12 protein-coding genes, 1 tRNA gene and 1 pseudogene are annotated in these 15,043 nt (G+C 65.1%); 12 read left to right on the top strand and 2 right to left on the bottom strand.

Annotated features, from left to right (window positions below; all coding sequences use genetic code 11):
* Positions 1-63 precede the first annotated feature (63 nt).
* From HZS63_RS13420 to HZS63_RS13360, 12 genes are all read left to right on the top strand, one after another.
* Positions 64-357: a type II toxin-antitoxin system TacA family antitoxin gene (locus tag HZS63_RS13420; protein WP_180684500.1), complete on the top strand. Its 294-nt coding sequence runs from the start codon at positions 64-66 to the stop codon at positions 355-357.
* Positions 354-818, top strand: coding sequence for a GNAT family N-acetyltransferase (locus tag HZS63_RS13415; RefSeq protein ID WP_180684499.1), 465 nt, complete (start codon positions 354-356; stop codon positions 816-818). The genes HZS63_RS13420 and HZS63_RS13415 overlap by 4 nt, the downstream gene beginning before the upstream one ends.
* A gap of 91 nt (positions 819-909) precedes the next feature.
* Positions 910-1,125, top strand: coding sequence for a helix-turn-helix domain-containing protein (locus HZS63_RS13410; protein WP_180684498.1), 216 nt, complete (start codon positions 910-912; stop codon positions 1,123-1,125).
* 15 nt (positions 1,126-1,140) lie between these two features.
* Positions 1,141-2,859 carry a site-specific DNA-methyltransferase gene (locus tag HZS63_RS13400; protein ID WP_219339199.1) on the top strand — a complete coding sequence of 573 codons (1,719 nt, stop codon included), beginning with the start codon at positions 1,141-1,143 and terminating at the stop codon, positions 2,857-2,859.
* Positions 2,859-3,383 carry an ATPase gene (locus tag HZS63_RS13395; protein WP_180684497.1) on the top strand — a complete coding sequence of 175 codons (525 nt, stop codon included), beginning with the start codon at positions 2,859-2,861 and terminating at the stop codon, positions 3,381-3,383. Before HZS63_RS13400 ends, HZS63_RS13395 begins: the two co-directional genes overlap by 1 nt.
* The gene (locus tag HZS63_RS13390) at positions 3,380-3,598 is read left to right on the top strand and encodes a hypothetical protein (protein ID WP_180684496.1); all 219 of its coding nucleotides are present in this window, start codon (positions 3,380-3,382) and stop codon (positions 3,596-3,598) included. Before HZS63_RS13395 ends, HZS63_RS13390 begins: the two co-directional genes overlap by 4 nt.
* Positions 3,595-6,321 (top strand): DEAD/DEAH box helicase, encoded by a 2,727-nt coding sequence (locus HZS63_RS13385; protein WP_180684495.1) that lies wholly within the window; start codon positions 3,595-3,597, stop codon positions 6,319-6,321. The genes HZS63_RS13390 and HZS63_RS13385 overlap by 4 nt, the downstream gene beginning before the upstream one ends.
* 9 nt (positions 6,322-6,330) lie before the next feature.
* On the top strand, positions 6,331-7,803 hold the full coding sequence (locus HZS63_RS13380) for a DUF3375 family protein (RefSeq protein ID WP_180684494.1): 1,473 nt from the start codon (positions 6,331-6,333) through the stop codon (positions 7,801-7,803).
* Positions 7,804-7,846: 43 nt separating this feature from the next.
* Positions 7,847-8,536, top strand: coding sequence for a DUF4194 domain-containing protein (locus tag HZS63_RS13375; RefSeq protein WP_180684493.1), 690 nt, complete (start codon positions 7,847-7,849; stop codon positions 8,534-8,536).
* On the top strand, positions 8,529-11,978 hold the full coding sequence (locus tag HZS63_RS13370) for an ATP-binding protein (protein ID WP_180684492.1): 3,450 nt from the start codon (positions 8,529-8,531) through the stop codon (positions 11,976-11,978). The genes HZS63_RS13375 and HZS63_RS13370 overlap by 8 nt, the downstream gene beginning before the upstream one ends.
* On the top strand, positions 11,975-13,186 hold the full coding sequence (locus tag HZS63_RS13365) for a DUF3322 domain-containing protein (RefSeq protein WP_180684491.1): 1,212 nt from the start codon (positions 11,975-11,977) through the stop codon (positions 13,184-13,186). The genes HZS63_RS13370 and HZS63_RS13365 overlap by 4 nt, the downstream gene beginning before the upstream one ends.
* 134 nt (positions 13,187-13,320) lie before the next feature.
* Positions 13,321-13,397: transfer RNA gene (locus HZS63_RS13360), tRNA-Arg, on the top strand.
* A gap of 312 nt (positions 13,398-13,709) precedes the next feature.
* Here the strand turns inward: HZS63_RS13360 and HZS63_RS13355 are convergent.
* Both HZS63_RS13355 and HZS63_RS13350 read right to left on the bottom strand, forming a co-directional pair.
* A pseudogene (locus HZS63_RS13355) lies at positions 13,710-14,339 on the bottom strand (IS1380 family transposase); the annotation flags it as partial.
* A 67-nt stretch (positions 14,340-14,406) separates the two neighbouring features.
* Positions 14,407-15,043, bottom strand: a 637-nt coding sequence (locus tag HZS63_RS13350; protein ID WP_180684490.1) for an ATP-binding protein, incomplete at its 5' end; no start/stop codon positions are given.

Genomic DNA, 15,043 nt, shown 5'->3' with positions numbered 1-15,043 from the left:
TAAATACCGCCGGTTCAATAGTACCAACATTGAGGCAATTGATCTAACAAAACAGGTGCTGCCATGACTGCCGTTGCATCGTCGCCTTCCGCACGGACTGCCCGCCTCGGGCTGCGCGCCACCCCCGAGCAGGAGGCGGTGTTGCGTCGCGCTGTTGAGGTCGCCCACAAGTCGCTGACTGACTTCATCCTTGACAGCGCCTGCCTGGCTGCCGAGCAAACCCTGCTGGATCAGCGCCTGTTCATGGTCACGGGCAGTCAGTACCAGGCGCTGATGGATCTGCTGGATCGCCCCGAACAGGCCAACGACGGTTTGCGTGATTTGTTGGCCCGCAAGGCGCCTTGGGACACGAAGTGACGTTGCACGCACCGAAGCCACTGGCTGCGCAGCATCGGCTGGAAGGTTTTGATTGCGGCAAGCCAGCCCTCAACGACTGGCTGCTGCGCCACGCTCGGCAAGCCCAAGGCAGTGGATTGGCCAAGACTTTTGTCGTTGCCGAGGAAGGTGGTCGTGTGGCGGGCTATTTCAGTTTGACCGTCGGCCAGGTCGACACCCTGAAAGCGCCAGATCGCATCCGCAGTGGGATGGGTCAATACCCGGTGCCGGTAGTGATCCTGGCAAGGCTGGCTGTGTCGCAGCAGGATGCCATACGGCGCACGATGCTGATTGCCGAGCGAGCGGGCATCCGAGCGATGCTGAGTCACCCCCTCGATGAAGAAGCGGCGAGGTTCTACACCCGGTTTGGATTCATCGCCTCGCCACTGCGTGAGCAGCAATTGCTGCCGCTACGCAAGGATGCGAGGAAGGTCATCCGATGACACAGCAAGCCTGGGCAAGCATTGTTCCACTGATAGACTGTCATCCGGTTTCATCCCCTTGAGGTACGTTCAGTTGGCAAGCGCGGACACCATGACCACAGAACCGTGGGTTTCGGTCGAGCAGGTTGCCCAACACCTGGGCGTGGCCAAGGACACCGTGTATCGCTGGCGCGAGCACCGCGGCTTGCCGGCGCATCGCGTCGGGCGCCTGTGGACGTTCAAGTTGTCCGAAGTGGACGACTGGGTACGCGCCGGCGGCGCGGATGAAGGACAACGCGCGGGCGGCAGCAACGCCCGCAAGTACTGAAGATCACGAGGCGCCATGCCCACACTGAACTGGATCGGCAAGGAAGCCGTCGTCAAGCATCACAAAGCAGTGCCGTTCCGCCTGCTGGAGCCGGTGCCCGACCTGTCGTGCGGCGACAGCGGAAGCGGTAACCTCATCGTGCAGGGCGACAACCTGCACGCGCTCAAGGCCCTGCTGCCGCGCTATGCCGGGCAGGTGAAGNAGCCGGTGCCCGACCTGTCGTGCGGCGACAGCGGAAGCGGTAACCTCATCGTGCAGGGCGACAACCTGCACGCGCTCAAGGCCCTGCTGCCGCGCTATGCCGGGCAGGTGAAGTGCATCTACATCGACCCGCCCTACAACACCGGCAACGAGGGCTGGGTGTACAACGACAACGTCAACAGCCCGGAGATTCGCAAGTGGCTGGGCGAGGTGGTGGGCAAGGAAGGCGAGACGCTGGACCGGCACGACCGCTGGCTGTGCATGATGTATCCGCGGCTGGTGCTCTTGAAGCAGTTTTTGCGCGAGGACGGGGCGATTTTCGTGTCCATCGACGACAACGAGGTGGCGACGTTGCGGTTGCTGATGGATGAGATTTTTGGGGCGGGGAATTTTGTGGCGACGGTTCTTTGGCAGAAGGTGTATTCGCCCAAAAACTCGGCACGACACCTTTCCGAAGATCACGATTACGTGCTCATCTACGCCGCCAACGCGGACGCTTGGGCGCCCAATCTTTTGCCGCGCACCGAAGAACAGAATGCGGCCTATAAAAATCCGGACAACGACCCCCGCGGCGTGTGGAAAACCAGCGATCTTTCGGCGCGCAACTACTACTCGGAAGGAACTTATTCCGTTACTTCGCCGTCCGGCCGTGTCATAGATGCACCACCAAAAGGCCGGTACTGGACTATTTCAAAAGAACGCTTTATCGAGCTCGACCGTGATAACCGCATCTGGTGGGGCAAGGACGGCAATGCCATCCCGCAGATCAAGCGGTTTCTGCACGAAGTCAAAGATGGCCGCGTCCCGCAGACGCTGTGGTTCTACAACGAAGTCGGCCACACCCAGGAAGCCAAGAAAGAATTGCTCGAAATGGTCGATTTCGCTTCCAGCGACGACGTGTTCATTACCCCCAAACCCGCCCGCCTAATTCAGCGCATCCTGCAAATCGCCACCGACAAGGATTCCCTCATCCTCGACAGCTTTGCCGGTTCCGGCACCACCGGCCATGCGGTTTTGAAGCAAAACGCCGAGGACGGTGGCCAGCGCCGTTTCATCCTGGTCGAGATGGACGAAAACATCGCTCAGAACGTCACCTGCGAGCGCGTCAAGCGTGTAGCCGAGGGCTACACCAACGCCAAGGGGCAGGGGGTGGCGGGCTTGGGCGGCGGCTTCCAGTTCTGTCGTCTCTCGGCCCAGCCGCCGTTCGACGCCGACGGCCAAATCCGCCGCGACGTGACCTTTGCTCAACTGGCCGAGTTCGTCTGGTTTGCCGAAACCGGCACCGGCTTCACCGGCACCGCCGATTCACCGCTATTGGGCATCCACGAAGGGCGCGCTATCTATCTGCTCTACAACGGCATCCTCAAGGACAAGTCCGTGGGCGGTGGCAACGTGCTCACCGGCCCGGTGTTCGATGCCCTGCCAAAGTTCGCCGGCCCGAAAGTCATCTACGCCGCCGCCAATCGCATGGGCAGCCGCGCCGCGCGCGAGGGCATCACTTTCAAGCAAACGCCCTACGCCTTGGAGGTGTGATGCCCAGCCCTGAGCGAAAGGTCATCATCATCGCGGGGCCCAATGGGGCAGGCAAAACCACCTTCGCCCGTGAGTTCTTGCCCAATGAGGCCGCGTGTCCGGTGTTCGTCAATGCCGACCTGATTGCCGCCGGTTTGTCGCCCTTTGCTCCAGCAGCGGCAGCGGTGCAAGCGGGCCGCCTGATGTTGAGTGAGTTGGAGCGTCATTTTGCGGCCGGGCAAAGCTTTGCCTTTGAAACCACCTTGTCGGGACGGGCGTATCTGCGCCACATCGTGCGGTGGCAGCAGGCGGGCTATCGCGTGGAGTTGATCTTTCTCCGGCTCAACCACGCCGACGAGGCGGTGGCACGAGTGGCACAGCGGGTCAAGCAGGGTGGGCACGATATTCCTGAAGCGGTGATTCGGCGCCGGTTCGCTGCCGGGCTGCACAACTTTCATGCCCATTACGCCCCGGTCGTGGATGCCTGGGCCTTGTACAACAACGCTGGCGAAACGCCGGAACTGGTGGACTGGAGTGAACGATGAATCAGAAGCCCATCGATCAGGCTACCACGGCCGATTTGCGCGGTTCCTGGCAGGCTTTGCTGCGTGCTGCGCAGCGCGCGCGTGAGGTGGCGGCCATGACCGGTACCGAATTGATCATCAGCCGCGCCGGGGTGATCGAGCGTATCCGCCCCGAGTCGGCTCAAACGGGGCGGCAGACACAGGAACCCGCGGCCCGCTATGGGGGCGAGGAATGATCGCCTTTGCTCCCAAGAACTATCAGCAACAGGTGCTCGACAGCGTGGAGGCCTATTTCAAGGCCTGCCACGAACTGCCCTCGCCGTCGATTGCTTTTACCGCCACGACCGAACGCCTGTGGGGGCGCGGTTTGCCGTACAACCCGCTGGCGGGCTTTCCGCCCGACATGCCGTATTTTTGTCTGCGCGTGCCCACGGGTGGCGGCAAGACCTGGCTGGCGGCGAAGAGCGTCCAGCTCGTCAATACCCACCTCTTGCGCTGCGAGCACAGCGTGATTTTGTGGCTGGTGCCGAGCAAGCCGATCCGCGAGCAGACGATCCAGGCATTGAAGGATCGCAGCCACCCGTATCACGCCGCGCTGCGGGAGGCGGGCCCGATCACGGTGCTCGATCTGGAAGAAGCCAAGAGCGTCACGCGTGCCACGCTGGACACCTCGACCACGATCATCGTCGCCACCCGCCAGGCGTTCCAGGTGGAGGAAGAAGAGTGCCGCAAGGTGTATCAGAGCAGCGGCGCGTTGATGCACCACTTCGACAACCTATCGCCAGCGCAGCGCGAGGCGCTGCTCTCCGATGTCGAGGGCAGTGAACGCACCACGCCCTATTCGCTGGCCAACGTGCTGCGCCTGCGCCGGCCATTCGTGGTGGTGGACGAGGCGCACAACAGCCGCACTGAACTCGCCTTCGACATGCTGGCGCGCTTGCGCCCCAGCGGCGTGATGGAGTTGACGGCCACGCCCGATCTGGAACGCACGCCCAGCAACGTGCTGCACAGCGTGTCCGCCGCCGAATTGAAGGCGGAAGAAATGATTAAGCTGCCGGTGGTGCTGGAAACCGAACCCAACTGGCAGCAGTGTCTGGCCGATGCGATTTACCGCCGCGATGCCCTGCAAAAGCTCGCGGATGAAGAGCGCCGTGCCGGGGCTCCGTACTTGCGCCCGTTGGTTCTGATTCAGGCTGAGCCACGGCGCACAGGCGTGGAGACGCTGGATGTCGAAAAGGTGAAGAACGCCCTGATCACCCACCACGGTATTCCGGCCAGCGAAATCGTGGTGGCCACCGGCGAGCATAAAGGGCTGGAGAGCATCAATACCGAGTACAAGCTAGGGCTGTCCGACCCGGCCTGCCCGGTGAAGTTCGTCATCACCCAGAAGGCATTGGCCGAGGGCTGGGACTGCCCGTTCGCCTACATTCTGGTGAGCATGGCCTCACTCTCGTCGGCCACGGCGGTGGAACAGTTGCTCGGGCGCGTGTTGCGCCAGCCCCATGCCCGCCATCGGCAGGCGAAGGCATTGAACCAATCCTATGCCTTTGTGGTGTCGCGCCATTTTGCCGAGACGGCGGCTGCGCTGCGGGATCGTCTGGTGGCGGGTGCCGGATTCGAGCGGCGCGAGGTGATGGAGTTCGTCACCGCCGCCAAGGCCGAGCAGGCGCGGCTGGACCTGGAAGGTCATGCCGGGCGCGTCGTGGTCCGGCCGGTGGCGATCACCTTGACCGAGAAGCCCGACCTCAAGCGCGTGCCGAAGCCGGTGCGCGACAAGGTGAGCTGGGACGGCAAGCGGGGTACGCTGACCATCAGCACGCCGCTGACCGAGGACGAGGCGGAAGTCCTCAAGGCTTCGGTCAGCTCCGAAACTGCCCAGGCGGCGATCGTGGAAGCGGCTGAAGTCAGCCGCACCACGGCGATCGAGTTCTTCCAGACGCCGGCGGAACTGGGCGAGCGCTTTCGTATTCCGCAACTCGCCTTGAAGGTGCAGGGCGAACTGCACTTGTTCGATGACCCGGAGGTGCTGGAATACCCATGGGATCTGTCCACCTACGACGCCGCACCGACCGGTGATGACCTGACCGCACTGGGTGCCGGCCTGAAGGTGTCCGAAGGCGGTGAGATCGATGTCGACGATGAGAGCGGCAAGGTCGTTTCACGTTTCCTGCCCGATCTGCAGCGCGACCTGGGGCTGGTCTATCAGCCCGAGAACTGGGACGAGGTGCGCCTTGCCACCTGGCTCTGCCGCAACCTGCCCGAGCCTTCACTCACCCACGCCAGCAAGCAGGCCTTCGTGGCCAAGTGGCTGGCTGAACTGCTCCGTCGGGATGGCTTCACGCTGGCTCGCGCCAATCTGCAGAAGTTTCTGATCCGCCATCTTCTCGAAGCGCGCATCCGGGATCTGCGCAAGCAGGCCGCCCGCAAGGCGTACCAGCAGGCCCTGTTTGGCGACGACGCGGCATCGCGCGTCGCGGTCACCGATCAGTACGCTTTCGAGTTTCACGCACAGGCCTATGCACCCAGCCGGGACTACGACGGCCGTTTCGGGCACTTCGACTTCCGCAAGCACTTCTACGGGCGCATCGGCGACTTCGACAGCAAAGAGGAGTTCGAATGCGCCTGCAAACTGGATATCTGGGCGCAGCAGGGGCGCATCCAGTTCTGGGTGCGCAACCTCGTTCGGCGCGAAGGCAGTTCGTTCTTCCTGCAGAAAGCCGACGGGCGCTTTTACCCTGACTTTCTGTGTCAGCTGCCGGGCAGCGCAGACCAGCCCGGTCCAATCCTGGCTGTCGAGTACAAAGGGTCGGATCGCTGGAACGGTGCTGAGGATGATCGTTTGATCGGTGGCCTGTGGGCCAACCTGTCGGAAGGCCGTTGCCGGTTCGTGATGGTCAAGGACAAGCGATGGGATTGGATCGAGGAGAAGCTGCCCTGTTCGCCCGTGCCACAGGACTGAGCCCACGCTGTGGACCACGCCACCCTCAGCGCCTTACGCGACCGCCACCCCGCCTGGCGGCTGCTGGCATCCACTCACGCGCCGCTGGTGGCGAGCTTCCTGCACCGGGTGTTCGTGGTGCCCAATGTACGCGTGATGAGCGAAGCCGATTTGGCCGAGGCCTTGGAGGACGAGCTGTTCGCCCTGCGCGAGCAGCTGGGGCCGGAGGCGTACCCCAAGGGCGCGCAGGACTACTTGAACGACTGGGCCGCGCCGGACAAGGGCTGGCTGCGCAAGTTCTACAAGCCGGGCACGGACGAGGCGCAGTTCGACCTGACGCCGGCCACCGAGAAGGCCATCGCCTGGCTGGCCTCGCTCACCGAGCGGCCCTTCGTCGGCACCGAGTCGCGCCTGCTGACGCTGTTTGCGCTCTTGGAGCAGATCAGCGCCGGCACCGAGTCCGACCCGGTCAAGCGCGTGGAGGATTTGCGCAAGAAGCGCGACGCGCTCGACGCCGAGATCGCCCGCGTGCTGGCCGGCGAGGTGCCGCTCTTGGACGACACGGCGGTCAAGGATCGCTTTTTGCAGTTCCAGCAACTGGCGCGCGAGCTCTTGGCCGACTTCCGCGAGGTGGAGCACAACTTCCGTCGGCTCGACCGCAAGGTGCGCGAGAAGATCGCGCTGTGGGAAGGCAGCAAGGGCGCGTTGCTCGACGAGATCATGGGCGAGCGCGACGCCATCGGCGACTCCGACCAGGGCCGCAGCTTTCGCGCCTTCTGGGACTTCTTGATGTCCAGCCGGCGGCAGGAGGAACTCTCCGAGCGGCTGGACCAGGTGCTGGCCCTGCCCGCCGTGGCTCAGCTTTCGCCCGATCCACGCACCCGCCGCGTGCATCACGATTGGCTGGAAGCCGGCGAACACACGCAGCGCACGGTGGCCCAGCTGTCGCAGCAGTTGCGCCGCTTTCTGGACGACCGGGCCTTTCTGGAAAACCGCCGCATCCTGGACCTGCTGCACGGCATCGAGAGCAAGGCGCTGGCAGTGCGCGAGGCGCTGCCCAGCGGCACGGTGATGCACATCGACGCGATGGGCGCGGACATCGACCTGCCGCTGGAACGCCCCTTGTTCACGCCGAGCGTGAAGCCACACTTGGCCGATCTGGTCCTCGTGGCCGGCGATGACGACATCGACACCGCGCGCTTGTTCGACCAGATCGTGGTGGACAAGGCGCGCCTGCGCTCGGCCGTGCAACGCGCGCTGCGCCACAAGCCGCAGATCACGCTGCGCGAACTGCTGAAGGATGAGCCTTTGCACCAGGGTCTGGCCGAGCTGGTGGCCTATCTGGAGCTGGCGCATGCAGGAGAAAGCAGCAACACGCTCGAAGACTTTCGCGCCCTCGTCGATGACGCCGTGGAAGAACCCGTCTGCTGGAATGCCCGCAACGCAGCGGGCGATGTTGTGACGCGCGAGGCGCGCTTGCCCCGCGTGATCTTCACCCGCTGAAGGCTCGGGGCCAGAAAAGCTCGGGGCCAGAAAAGAGAGGAACATGAACGAGGCGCTGTACGAGAACGATCCGGTGGACACCCCGCCCAGCGCGCTGCCGGCCGTGCCCGAGCTGTCGCAGCTGATGGTGCAGCTGCTCAAGGGCGTGCTCTATCGCGAGGATGACGAACGGGTGTGGGAGAGCCTCTTGCGCCTGCAGGCGCGCGTCAGGGAGCAGGCCGCCGTGCTGCTGCTCGACCTGGTGCTCGACGAGGCCGAGGGCCACGCCTTCCTCAAGAGCCGCCCCGACCCGGACGAGTCCGAAGGCGCGCCCCGCCTGCCGCGGCTCGTCGCGCGCCGACCGCTGTCCTACCCGGTGAGCCTGATGCTGGCGCTGCTCAGGAAGCGCCTGGCCGAGTTCGACGCCGGCGGTGGCCAAGATGGGGACGGACGGCGGCTGGTGCTCTCCCGCGACGAGATTGCCGAGCTGATGCGCGTGTTCCTGCCCGATGGCACGAACGAGGCGCGACTGATCGACCAGGTGGACGCGACGATCACCAAGGTGGTTGATCTGGGCTTTCTGCGCCGGCTCAAACCCGCTGCCGGCAGCGCCAAGGATCGAGGCCACTACGAGGTGCGGCGCATCCTGAAAGCCTTCGTGGACGCACAGTGGCTGGCCGAGTTCGATGCGCGGCTGGAAGTCTACCGCACGGCGCTGTCGGGCAACGCGGGCAAGGAGGGAGGCGATGCCTGAATCACCGCTGGATTCGGCGACGTTGAGCTTGGACTTCGTGGCCGACGACAGCCGGGTAGGCTTTCGGCTGCACCGGCTGGAGGTGCTGAACTGGGGCACCTTCGACAAGCGGATCTCGCGCTACCCGCTCGACGGGCGCAACGGTCTGCTCACGGGCGACATCGGTTCGGGCAAGTCCACGCTGGTCGATGCCATCACCACCTTGCTGGTGCCGGCGCATCGCGTGGCCTACAACAAGGCGGCCGGCGCGGATGCCCGCGAGCGCTCCTTGCGCTCCTACGTGCTGGGCCACTACAAGAGCGAACGCAACGAGGTCACGGGCAGCAGCAAGCCGGTGGCGCTGCGCGATGCGTCGAGCTACTCGGTCATCCTCGGCGTCTTTCGCAACGAGGGCTACGACCAGGCGGTGACGCTGGCGCAGGTCTTCTGGCTGAAAGACCCGCAAGGCCAGCCCGCGCGCCTGTTCGTGGCCGCCGAGCGGGAACTCGCCATCGCCGACGACTTCAGCGGCTTCGGAGCCGACATCACTGCGCTACGCAAGAAGCTGCGGGCGCAAGGCTGCGAGCTGTTCGAGAGCTTCCCGCCCTACGGCGCCTGGTTTCGCCGGCGCTTCGGCATCGAGCACGAGCAGGCGCTGGAACTGTTCCATCAGACCGTCTCGATGAAGTCGGTGGGCAACCTCACCGACTTCGTGCGCAGCCACATGCTGGAACCGTTCGATTCGGGGCAACGCATCGAAGCACTGATTCGCCACTTCGACGACCTGGACCGTGCGCACCAGGCGGTGCTCAAGGCCAAGCGGCAGGTCGATCTGCTCACGCCGCTGGTCGAGGACGGCAAGCGCCACCAGGCGTTGGTGGCCGAAATCCAAGACTGGCGGGAGGCGCGCGACCAGCTTCGGCCCTACTTCGCGCGGCTCAAGGGCGAACTGCTCAACCGCCGCCTCGGCCTGCTGGCGGAAGAGGCCGCCCGGCTCGACGCGCAGATCGAGCGCTTGGAGGCGCAGCGTGAGACCGAGCGCCTCGAAGTCGGCCGCCTGGAGCGGGCCCTGCGCGACAACGGCGGCGATCGCCTGGAGGAGCTGGCGGCGGAGATTCGTCGTCTGGAGCAGGAGAAGGCGCAACGTCAGCAGAAGTCGGATCGCTTCCAGGCGCTGCTGGCCCGCATCGACGAGGCGGCGCCGGCCGATGAAGCCGGCTTTCTCGCCCAGCAGCAAAGCATCGCCCAGCGTGCCGAAGGCTTGCGCGAGCGCATCGCCGACCTCGACGACCGCGAGCGCGAGGAGGACTTTGCCTTCCGCAAGGGCCGCGAAGAGCACGCCGCCCTGTCCGACGAGATCGAGAGTCTTGCGCGGCGCAAGAGCAACATCGACGCCGCCCAGATCCGCATCCGTGAAGCGCTGTGCGCGGCGCTGGCGATCGACGAGGAGGCGTTGCCGTTCGCGGGCGAGCTCATCCAGGTGCGCGAGGACGAGCGCGACTGGGAAGGCGCCGCCGAGCGGCTGCTGCGCGGTTTCGGCCTTTCGCTTTTGGTGCCGGACGCGCACTACAAGGCCGTGGCGGACTGGGTGGACCGCCAACACTTGGGCGGGCGGCTGGTGTACTTCCATGTGCGGCCACGCAAGGCAACGCAGCGCGCGGCGCTGCATCCGCAGTCACTGGTGAGGAAGCTCGTCATCAAGCCGGATTCGCCGCACGTCGAGTGGCTGGAGCAGGAACTTCGCCAGCGCTTCGACTTCGCCTGCTGCGACACCGGCGAGCAGTTTCGCCGCGAGGCACGCGCCATCACCCGCGCAGGGCAGATCAAGGACCCGAGCGGACGCCACGAGAAGGACGACCGCAGCCGCATCGACGATCGCAGCCGCTACGTGCTCGGCTGGAGCAATACCGACAAGCTGCGGGCGCTGCGCGATCAGCGGGAGCGGCTGGAGGCAAAGCTGGCCCAGCTCGGGCAGCGCATCGGCGAGATCCAGCAGGCGCGCAATGAACTGCGGGGCCGGCTGGATGCGCTCAGCAAGCTGGAAGAGTTCACGTGCTTTGCCGACATCGACTGGATGAGCCTGGCGCGGAGAATCGCCGCGCTCACCGAGGAACGGGCGAGGCTGGAGGCTGCCTCCGACACGCTGCAAGAGCTGGGTCGCCAGCTCGAGGCGGCGCAGGCGCGGCTCGCGGAAATGGAGCGCCAGCGCGACGCGGTGCGCGACAAGCGCTCGGCGGTGGCGACCAAGCGAGAAGCCGCGCAAACGCTACTCGAAGAGGCCCGCGCGGTGTGGACCGCTGCGCCGCTGCGCGACGCGCAGATCGCGCGTCTGGATGCCTGGCGTGCACAGGCGCTGGGCGAGCATCAACTCACCGTCGAATCCTGCGACAACCGCGAGCAGGAGCTGCGCCAGTGGCTACAGCAACGCATCGACGCGGAGGACAGGCGCCTGGCGCGGCTCACCGAGCGCATCGTCAATGCCATGCGCGGCTTCAAGGAAGAATTCAAGGCCGAGACCATCGAGGTGGACGTTGCGCTCGCGGCATTGCCGGAGTACGAGCGCCTGCTCGCCGGCTTGAAGGGCGACGACCTGCCGCGTTTCGAGGCGCGCTTCAAGGAACTGCTCAACGTCAACACCATCAACGAGATCGCCCACTTCAACGCCCAGCTCGCCCGCGAGCGGGAGACGATCAAGGAGCGCGTCGACTTCATCAACCAGTCGCTGCACGCGATCGATTACAACCCCGGCCGCTACATCAAACTGGTGGCGCAGCCCAGCCCGGATGCCGAGATCCGCGACTTCCAGCAGGACTTGCGCGCCTGCACCGAGGGCGCGCTAACGGGCTCGGCCGACGAGCAGTATTCGGAAGCCAAGTTCCTGCAGGTCAAGGCGATCATCGACCGCTTCCGGGGCCGCGAAGGACTGGCGGACGCCGACCGGCGCTGGACCGCCAAGGTCACCGACGTGCGCAACTGGTTTTTATTCTCGGCCAGCGAGCGCTGGCGCGCCGACGGCGCCGAACACGAGCACTACTCGGACTCGGGCGGCAAATCGGGCGGGCAGAAGGAGAAGCTCGCCTACACCGTGCTGGCCGCGAGCCTGGCTTACCAATTCGGGCTGGAGTGGGGCGCGGTGCGTTCGCGCAGCTTCCGCTTCGTCGTGATCGACGAAGCGTTCGGGCGCGGCTCGGACGAGTCGGCGCAGTACGGGCTGCGCCTGTTCCAGCAGCTCAACCTGCAACTGCTCATCGTCACGCCGCTGCAGAAAATCCACATCATCGAGCCCTTCGTGGCCAGCGTCGGTTTCGTGCACAACGAAGGCGGGCGCGACTCGCGCCTGCGTTGTCTGTCGATCGAGGAATACCGGGCGCAGAAGGCCGGTAGCACGGCAGCAGGGACGGCATTGGGCACAGCGGCTGGAATGGCTGCCGCAAACGCGGCGGAAGGCGACGCGGCACCATGAGCTGGACCACGCCGGCAGATCTCCGCGCCCAGGTGCAACGCTTGTGGGACCGCGGCGAATTACTGCGCGCGACGGTCACCGACGCCATGGCGTGGCCCTTGCGCCTGAGTTTGAAGACGCCCTCGGCTGCCGACTTGTCCGATCGCTTCGAGTCGGTGCGTGACTGGGTGCGTGCGCTTGGTCAGACCCCGCAGGTTCGGATCGAGTGGCGGGAGTGGAACCACCGCGTGCAAGGCGTGCAGCGTCTTCCTGCCGCGGTCTGGCTCGACACGCTGCAGGCGGCCTTGGCCTTCATCGGCAAGGTTGCTCAGGCGCAACGCTTCGCGGCGTTGTGGCAGCAGACGGCCGTCATGCAGCCAACGCTGCTGGCGTGGCTGTCCCGGCGGCCGATCCAGGCCCTGGACCTGGCCGAGCGTTGGGAACGTTTGCTGGCCGTCGTGGCTTGGCTGCAGGCCCATCCGCGCCCGGGCGTGTATCTGCGCCAGGTGGATGTGCCCGGCGTCGACAGCAAGTTCATCGAGACCCACCGCGGCGTGCTCACCGAGCTGCTGGACTTGTCCCTTCCCCCCGAATCCATCGAGACCAGCGCGACGGGTGTTGCGCAGTTCCCGCGCCGGTTCGGTTTTCTGGACAAGCCCGTGCGGATCCGGTTTCGCCTGCTCGATCCGGCGCTGCCCAGCCTGCCCGGCTGTGAGGGCCTGCCCGACATCACCCTGGACGCCACGAGCTTCGGGGCACTGAAGCTACCCGTCGAGTCCGTTTTCATCACCGAGAACGAGACCAACTTCCTCGCCCTCCCGGCCGTGGCCGGATCCATCGTCGTCTTCGGTGCGGGCTACGGTTGGGAGGCGCTGGCGCGCGCCGAGTGGTTGCATCGTTGCCGGTTGCACTACTGGGGCGACATCGACACCCACGGCTTCGCCATTCTCGACCAGCTACGCGGCCATTTCCCCCGCGCGGCATCCTTCCTGATGGACCGCGAGACGCTCCTCGCGCACCGCCTGCATTGGGGCGCGGAGCCCGAGCCTGCGCACCACGACCTTGTGCGTCTCACGCCCGAGGAGGCGGCGGTCTATGACGACCTACGATTCGATCGCTACCAGCCCCGGCTGCGACTGGAGCAGGAGCGCGTTGGGTTTGGCTGGTTGCGCGATCGACTGGCTCGGATCTCCTCGGGAACCCGCAAAGCGCCGCACTCTCGCCCGTAAGCGCGGGAGGCCGATTCCCGCTCGGCAAACCAACCTGAGCTGCCCGCTGTTCTGCGAACCACTTCGTAGGTCAAGAAATTTTTCTATGGCTTCAAAGAGGGCTGAAAATCATTGTATACTCTCAGCTTCAGCAAGCGGCTGTAGCTCAGTTGGATAGAGTACTTGGCTACGAACCAAGGGGTCGTGGGTTCGAATCCTGCCAGCCGCGCCAATAAAATCAACGGGTTAGCTCTCAAAAAGGGTTAACCCGTTTTCATTTCCTGGGCTGATTGATTCTCTGGTAGCCGTTCGGTAGCCGTTTCTCGATCGCTACGCCCCTTTAGCCCGGATATTTCACGCCCCGGCGCGCCAGGGGGCTGGTTGAGCGATGCGGGCTGGATTTTCGCGTGCTGATGCACAGAAAGTCGTTGCTGCGCAGGCTTGCGTTGGCCGGCGGGCGCCACTTGCCCGCACCAACCCCAACCCCGGCTTGGGTTGCGGGCCGTTTTTGTGTCATCGCGCCGGCCAGGCGCTGCTGAGTCGTTCAGGGTGAGCGCAACTGGCTCATGGCATGCGCGAAGATCTGCGCACTGGGCCAGTTGGAGGCCAGGTACAGGCGAATACGCCGCGTGTTGCGCGTCACCACGGCCGCCACTTTGAGCAGTTTGATGCGCAGGGTGTCCACCTGTGCTGTGGCCAACGCCGTGCCTTGCAAGGCCAGCGCGCGCAGCCGCTCAATGAGCACGTAGCCCAGCGCGGCCAGCAACATGCGCAACCGATTGGAGCGCAGCACATGGCAGCTCGTGCGCGTGGCGAACAGGCCGACCTGCGCCTCCTTGATTCGGTTCTCCGCCTCGCCGCGCTGGCAGTACACGTCGTCGTACAGCGCTTGCGCCTCACCGCTGAGGTTGGTCACGATGAAGCGCGGGTTGCAGCCCTGCTCGCCCCATTCGAGCCGCGTGATCACGCGCCGCTCGTGCGCCCAGCTCTGCGCGGCATAGTTGAATTCGTCCACCACGCGCTGCTTGAGCCCCGTGCGCTCGTACTCGTCCTTCATCCAGAGTTCAGCGAACTCGACCTGCGCCTGCAGCCGCGCATTGCGCGCAAGACCCACGATGTAGTGCACGCCTGCGCGCTCGCACCAGTTCAGGATGCGCTGGCGGCAAAAGCCCGAACCCCGATGGCCACCCCAAACTGCTCCACTTATGGCCGGTCAAACTGCTCCAGGCAGGACGGCCGGATTATGACGGTTCAGGGCTGATGGCGATGCGGTTGGCGGCCTCCTTGAGACGGTAGCTTTTGCCCTCGAACTCCAGCATCGTGCAGCGGTGCATGAGGCGGTCGAGGATGGTGGTGGCCATGGTGGCATCTCCCAGGTAACGCCCCCAGTCCTGCACCACGCGATTGGAAGTCACCACGATGGCACGCCGCAGCTTGTAGCGCTGATGCACGATGGCCTGCAGGACCTCGGCGGCGTGCTCGCTGATACGCCTGGCCAGGAACAGATCGTCCAGGATGAGCAGGTCCGGCTCCACCCACTCCTTGAGCAGGCCGATACGCTCAGTGGCACTGGCCAGCGCGTAGCGAGCGAACTCGCTGTCGGCCTCCAGGTAACGTACATCGTGGCCGGCCAGCGTGGCCTGGTAGGCAACCGCCTTGGCGATGTGGCTCTTGCCGGTGCCGGGTTTGCCCACGATCAGCGCGTTGGCGCCCTCGGCAATGAACTTGAGGGTGTGAAGCTCAAAGCAGGCCGCGCGCGGCAGCTTCGGGTTGAAACGCCAGTCGAAGTCGGCCAGGCCGACTTTCTCGTCCAGACCCGATCGCTTGTAGCGACGCTCCATCAGGCGGGTGCGGCGGCGGTCCAGCTCGTCTTGCAGC

Origin of the sequence: Tepidicella baoligensis, from assembly GCF_013432195.1 — a bacterium.
GTDB lineage: Bacteria > Pseudomonadota > Gammaproteobacteria > Burkholderiales > Burkholderiaceae_C > Tepidicella > Tepidicella baoligensis.
This window is presented reverse-complemented; position numbering and strand designations above follow the sequence as displayed.

Excerpts from the sequence above, each read along its gene's own strand:
- HZS63_RS13420 (WP_180684500.1), top strand. The coding sequence starts at position 64 with ATGACTGCCGTTGCATCGTCGCCTTCCGCACGGACTGCCCGCCTCGGG.
- HZS63_RS13410 (WP_180684498.1), top strand. The coding sequence starts at position 910 with ATGACCACAGAACCGTGGGTTTCGGTCGAGCAGGTTGCCCAACACCTG.
- HZS63_RS13395 (WP_180684497.1), top strand. The coding sequence starts at position 2,859 with ATGCCCAGCCCTGAGCGAAAGGTCATCATCATCGCGGGGCCCAATGGG.
- HZS63_RS13390 (WP_180684496.1), top strand. The coding sequence starts at position 3,380 with ATGAATCAGAAGCCCATCGATCAGGCTACCACGGCCGATTTGCGCGGT.
- HZS63_RS13385 (WP_180684495.1), top strand. The coding sequence starts at position 3,595 with ATGATCGCCTTTGCTCCCAAGAACTATCAGCAACAGGTGCTCGACAGC.
- HZS63_RS13375 (WP_180684493.1), top strand. The coding sequence starts at position 7,847 with ATGAACGAGGCGCTGTACGAGAACGATCCGGTGGACACCCCGCCCAGC.
- HZS63_RS13370 (WP_180684492.1), top strand. The coding sequence starts at position 8,529 with ATGCCTGAATCACCGCTGGATTCGGCGACGTTGAGCTTGGACTTCGTG.
- HZS63_RS13365 (WP_180684491.1), top strand. The coding sequence starts at position 11,975 with ATGAGCTGGACCACGCCGGCAGATCTCCGCGCCCAGGTGCAACGCTTG.